Below are 5,088 nucleotides of genomic sequence, written 5' to 3' on the forward strand. Positions count from 1 at the left end.
AAAGAAGATAAGTGGGAGATAACTGCCCGTAAAGATCCGACGAAGGACAGGACGTCCAAGTCAGGCGAAGCCACAGGATGTGGCGTTCCTGAGCGTGATAAGTCTCGCTAACCATCAGTGGGGGATGAAGAAAACCCCCACTGATGGAAGTCTCACTTTATAAAATTAAATAACCTAATTGTCAGTCTACAAGAGCAAACTTAATAAAATAGTCTGCTCTCCTTAATCACTAATTGGATTTTTTTCATCCTTATTACCCAAATCAGTAGCAGTTGGGTAAGGTTCTCCATAGCCTTCCACATTGCCGGCATGCATTTTGTGATATTCTGATCCTGAATCATTCTTATTCATTGTGGATTTTCTTTCCTGTTTTTCATGATTAGCCAATATTATCACCTTCTATACTTTCTTAAATTAGGGTGGTGCGGCTTACCTAAAATTGTGAGACAAGCCGACTATTTTCTTTTCTAACGACGATGTTGCACAAGGTCAATGACACCTAATGCTACATGAGCCAGCCCAAAACCAAAAACAGTGTTTGCAACCATTTTATTGGAGCCTCTTTTTTGTTTTAATGCATAACCAGTAGCGGTTACGACTGAACCTAATGCGGTTGGAATAAATCCTTCACGAATATTCATAATCATTTTTCCTCCACATCGTAGTTAGTAGATGTTGTGATACACCCATTTTTTAATATTCCCTTTTTATAAAATGAATATTATTGCTGTTTAATTTCAACAATAAGATGCACGAAGATAGAAATGATAGAGGAGTGAAAATCAATGAGCCAGCAGGATTTAAAAAACAACACGTCGTGAATATAATCTCTGATCAAAGAACAGGTGTCCTTTCATCCGTTGAAAACAATAAGCCTCATTCACGGTATATGACTTTCTATAATGAAGAATTAACCCTTTTTACACCAACAAAATTAGATACTGAGAAAATAGATGAGATCGAAAAAAGTCCATTCGTTTCTGTGCTAGTAGGTTATGAAGATAAAGGACAAAGCAATTCCTATGTTGAAATTGCTGGGACACCTACAATTAATAGCTCGCAAGAATTGAAAAAACAATTCTGGGATGAATCATTTTAAAAATGGTTTGATAGGTCCTAATGACCCAAACTATGTGTTTCTGCAAATAAAACCAGAACAGTTCGTATTTTAAACAATCAAGGTAAACCACCACAGGAGCTTAATTTGCAAATCAAATAACTCAAATCGTATAACTAGCTTACAAAATCCATAACTTAAGCGAAGCTTCATGGATGCTAAAGGTTGGTATGAAAATGCTTCGACTTTAATATTAAAATTGGAGGTAAAATAATGAATATCCCATACTCTAGAAAAGAAGAAACAAACGAAAAGAAAAATAAACCAAATCAAAGCAAAAATACCTTAGGTGTAGATATAGATGAACAAGTTATGAACGGAATGTATGGAATGATAGAAAGTAATTTTGAAGATCCTAATAGTGAAGGTAATTAAGAATATTCCCCTCTGTCACTTATGGCGGTAATGACAGCAAAAGAAGATTACTAAGGAATCTTCCAAAAATAATTAGGATTTATGCATGGCAACAAAACAAAAGGAGGGTTGTTTTTTTCAACCCTTTTTAAACAATTGATAAATAATCATATAGATGAATTGCTTTGATTACGTCTATACATTTTATTTACTATAAAGAGGGTGTTATTGTAATTTTCTCGGATTAGTTTTCGAGCGTTTCGTCCCCATTTTATAAACTTACTTACTTTTTCATCCAGTTGTAATTTATTAATTGTAATTGTTTTAAGAATGACTTATTTCATAATCCCTCGTACAGAGCTCTCATTGTTTAATATTTATGTCTTCCTTCTATGTTCATGATTATTTAAGAAATGTCTAATACTAGTATTTGATGAAGCTTGTTAGCCAAATAATATACTCGGAGGTTATTTGAAATGAAACATCTGATTGTTTATGCACATCCATACCCTGAAAGTTTAAATCACGCGATTTTGGAAACAACAGTGAATACATTAAAGAAAAATGGTCACGAGGTTGTTGTACGTGATTTATATGCACTTGATTTTCAACCTGTCCTGAAACCGGAAGATACAGCCGCTATGAAAGCAGGAAATACACCTAATGATATTAAAACGGAACAAGAATTTATTGCTGAAGCAGACGTTATCACATTTATTTACCCTATTTGGTGGACCGGTCTTCCAGCAATTCTAAAAGGATACGTAGATCGCGTATTTGCATTTGGATTTGCTTATTCTGCTGGACCAGAAGGAGTAATTAAGTTATTAGAAGGAAAAAAAGGTTTGATCATCAATACACATGGCACCCCTAATGAGATTTACGATGAGATCGGGATGACAGCAGGTCTGAAAGTCACTTCTGACACAGGAATATTTAATTTTACTGGAATTGAGCCTGTGGATCATATACTATTCGGAAGTATCGGATACCTTGATGAAGAAGCGTATAAAGGTATGTTGAAGAAAGTGGAAGATACAATTAATTCTCATTTTTCATAAACATCTACAAATGTTAAAAAGGACTGCTCGTAATAAACGCCCAGAAGCTAATTCTGGACGTTTGTTGTAAAGGCAAGGCTTAAGATTGTATGTTAACTGATTGTTCAATCAATTTTTCCCTCTTGTGGATTGTATGCTTTGTTCCCCATTCGTGCATGGTGTGTAAAATTGGTTCTAATTCCTTCCCGTACTCAGTAATCGAATACTCTACTTTTGGAGGAACCTGAGGATAAACAATCCGATTTACAATATCCTCTTCTTCTAATTCACGTAGCTGATTTGTTAGCATTTTTTGTGTAATGCCAGGAATACTTCGTTTTAATTCACTGAATCTCATTGTCCCATTTTTTAATAAGTGTAACAAAATGATTGGCTTCCATTTCCCTACCAAAATATTCAAAGCATCTTCTACACGACATAATTCTGGTTCAAAATCCATCAATGTACCTCCAATAGTATCTTTTTGTATACTATACCATTTTTAAGTGTGTACTTAAATTATTAACCTTATTCTCGTTTCTAATCTATAACAATAAAATGATGACAGTCAAAAAAGATAGCTGCACATAAAAAGGAAGCCTACAAAAGTCAGATAATCAACTTTTGAAGCTTCCTTATTTTTTCATATAACTAAAATATTACCTACATTAAGCTTTAACAGCTAATTCCACCAAACGTTGCGCAGAAGCTTTTACTTCTTCCATACCTGCAGCAATGATTTCTTGTGCTTTGTCAGGCATAGCGTTGTGACCTTCAATAATCACTTCATCAATGATTTGCATACCGAATATGAAACCGAATACGTTACGCATGTAGTTAACAGCCATTTCCATTGGAGCTGCTTCTGGTGCTGAGTAAACACCGCCACGAGCATTTAAGAAGATAGCTTTTTTCTCTGGCATTAAGCTGATCATGTTACCCTCAGCGTCATATTTAAAAGCGAATCCTGCAGCATATACATAATCAATGAATGTTTGTAATTTAGCTGGGATTGTTAAGTTCCATAATGGAAATGCGAAGACAACTACGTCTGCAGCTGTGATTGCGTCCATTGCTTTTTGTTTTGCAGCTAAAAGGCGTGATTCAACGTCTGTTAATTCTCCACCGTTTTGTACTTTACCAAAAGCATTAAAGAGTTCTTGGCCGAAATAAGGTGTGTCCTCTTCATAGACATCGTAAGTTGTTACATTTACGTCTTTGCCTTCTAATTCAGCCATAAACGTTTCGTACATTCTACTAGAAATTGCCTCTGTTGCAGGGCGATTATTTGCTTTTACTACTAATATATTCATATTAAAAAACTCTCCTCTAGTGTGCGTTTTTTTTTTTCATCACTGTGTATCAACATTATAAATTGAGATAAAAAACTTTTTAAGTACGCACTTAAAAGTGGTATAGTATCAAAAAGTATACTATTGGGCCAATACTAGGTTTCTATTGTTATAATGAAGAAAAAGATATTTCTCGCAATGAAATAAGTCAATCATACACACATGTAGCTTTTTCAATCGAAGAAGCAGAATTTGATAGGATGTACGAGAAGCTAAAGGAATTGGATGTAAGCATCCTATCAGGTCGCTCTAGAGACGAAAGAGATAAAAAATCTATTTACTTTGCTGATCCTGATGGTCATAAGTTTGAATTTCATATGGGAACCATACAAGACAGACTGAATTATTATAAACAGGAAAAAATGCATATGGAGTTTTATAATCAAAATTTGTTCAAGTAACGAGTGCTTGAGTTGGACGTGATACACCAAAAATGATCAATCTTTTTTCAAAACATGCTCTTTCTATTTCTTTTAAATTAACTGTATTAGCATTTATTTGATCAAACTTTATTATAAAGCTACACAAAGTACTCCACTTCAATTTCGTTTATTGCATTGATTGTAGCAATTATAAGCTTATTCGTTAAAATGATTTAGCATTGAACATATGTGAAAATCCTTCCTGAAGACCTTCAACCAGGTTTAAATTTGAAGTAAGGGAAGAATGAAACACGCATAAAGTCTGTATTTAGTTTGATCACAAGTTTTGCGATGATAACTTTCTACGGTTAGGGCCAATTGAGTGGCTAGATAAGCTCTATTTATCTAACAAACTACTATAATGAATGATAAATAACATAAATTCTTTGTTCTATAGTTGTTGACTTCTTTGGATAATGATAGTAATATAGTAATTCCTCACCGAGAGAAACTAATGGAAATCTCGTAGAGGTTGATGGCAATAGCCATACGTGGTATAGTTATTTACCGTCACTTTTTCAAATTTAAGTATTTTGAAAAAAGTAATTGACACCATAAAGACAAAATGATATATTGATATCCTGTCTTGAAAAATAGTTCTTTGAAAACTAAACAAAGCAGAAACGTCAACGTTAATTCTAAGTCTTTTTATAAGATGACATTTATATGAGCTAAATCAAACACTTTATTGGAGAGTTTGATCCTGGCTCAGGACGAACGCTGGCGGCGTGCCTAATACATGCAAGTCGAGCGAATTGATGGGAGCTTGCTCCCTGATATTAGCGGCGGACGGGTGAGTAACA

The 5,088-nt window shown here is 34.3% G+C and carries 7 protein-coding genes, 1 rRNA gene and 1 pseudogene; 5 read left to right on the forward strand and 4 right to left on the reverse strand.

Annotation, left to right across the window (positions count from 1 at the left end):
* Positions 1-222 precede the first annotated feature (222 nt).
* The gene (locus K9V48_RS26890; RefSeq protein ID WP_224142148.1) at positions 223-387 is read right to left on the reverse strand and encodes a hypothetical protein; all 165 of its coding nucleotides are present in this window, start codon (positions 385-387) and stop codon (positions 223-225) included.
* A gap of 80 nt (positions 388-467) precedes the next feature.
* On the reverse strand, positions 468-641 hold the full coding sequence (locus K9V48_RS26895) for an asparagine synthase (RefSeq protein ID WP_111616225.1): 174 nt from the start codon (positions 639-641) through the stop codon (positions 468-470).
* A gap of 134 nt (positions 642-775) precedes the next feature.
* Here K9V48_RS26895 and K9V48_RS26900 point away from each other — a divergent pair, with 134 nt between their 5' ends.
* From K9V48_RS26900 to K9V48_RS26910, 3 genes are all read left to right on the forward strand, one after another.
* A complete protein-coding gene (locus K9V48_RS26900) occupies positions 776-1,099 on the forward strand; it encodes a pyridoxamine 5'-phosphate oxidase family protein (RefSeq protein WP_224142149.1) in 324 nt (107 codons plus the stop codon).
* 231 nt (positions 1,100-1,330) lie between these two features.
* The gene (locus K9V48_RS26905) at positions 1,331-1,492 is read left to right on the forward strand and encodes a DUF4021 domain-containing protein (RefSeq protein ID WP_224142150.1); all 162 of its coding nucleotides are present in this window, start codon (positions 1,331-1,333) and stop codon (positions 1,490-1,492) included.
* Between the two features lie 455 nt (positions 1,493-1,947).
* A complete protein-coding gene (locus K9V48_RS26910; RefSeq protein ID WP_224142151.1) occupies positions 1,948-2,532 on the forward strand; it encodes an NAD(P)H-dependent oxidoreductase in 585 nt (194 codons plus the stop codon).
* Positions 2,533-2,611: 79 nt separating this feature from the next.
* Here the strand turns inward: K9V48_RS26910 and K9V48_RS26915 are convergent, their stop codons facing one another.
* Together K9V48_RS26915 and K9V48_RS26920 are read right to left on the reverse strand one after the other, a co-directional pair.
* On the reverse strand, positions 2,612-2,971 hold the full coding sequence (locus K9V48_RS26915; RefSeq protein ID WP_224142152.1) for a winged helix-turn-helix transcriptional regulator: 360 nt from the start codon (positions 2,969-2,971) through the stop codon (positions 2,612-2,614).
* A 208-nt stretch (positions 2,972-3,179) separates the two neighbouring features.
* Entirely contained in the window at positions 3,180-3,824 is a 645-nt protein-coding gene (locus tag K9V48_RS26920; RefSeq protein WP_224142153.1) for an FMN-dependent NADH-azoreductase, read from the reverse strand.
* Positions 3,825-3,976: 152 nt separating this feature from the next.
* On the opposite strand from K9V48_RS26920, the pseudogene K9V48_RS26925 reads away from it, so the two are divergent.
* Both K9V48_RS26925 and K9V48_RS26930 read left to right on the forward strand, forming a co-directional pair.
* A pseudogene (locus K9V48_RS26925) lies at positions 3,977-4,264 on the forward strand (VOC family protein); the annotation flags it as partial.
* Positions 4,265-4,970: 706 nt separating this feature from the next.
* Positions 4,971-5,088, forward strand: a 16S ribosomal RNA gene (locus K9V48_RS26930); the annotation flags it as partial.

The organism is Metabacillus rhizolycopersici, assembly GCF_020075705.1.

What these genes read in the sequence shown, in the direction of transcription:
- K9V48_RS26905 (WP_224142150.1), top strand. Translation starts at nt 1,331, where the DNA reads ATGAATATCCCATACTCTAGAAAAGAAGAAACAAACGAAAAGAAAAAT.
- K9V48_RS26895 (WP_111616225.1), bottom strand. Translation starts at nt 641, where the DNA reads ATGAATATTCGTGAAGGATTTATTCCAACCGCATTAGGTTCAGTCGTA.
- K9V48_RS26920 (WP_224142153.1), bottom strand. Translation starts at nt 3,824, where the DNA reads ATGAATATATTAGTAGTAAAAGCAAATAATCGCCCTGCAACAGAGGCA.
- K9V48_RS26910 (WP_224142151.1), top strand. Translation starts at nt 1,948, where the DNA reads ATGAAACATCTGATTGTTTATGCACATCCATACCCTGAAAGTTTAAAT.
- K9V48_RS26915 (WP_224142152.1), bottom strand. Translation starts at nt 2,971, where the DNA reads ATGGATTTTGAACCAGAATTATGTCGTGTAGAAGATGCTTTGAATATT.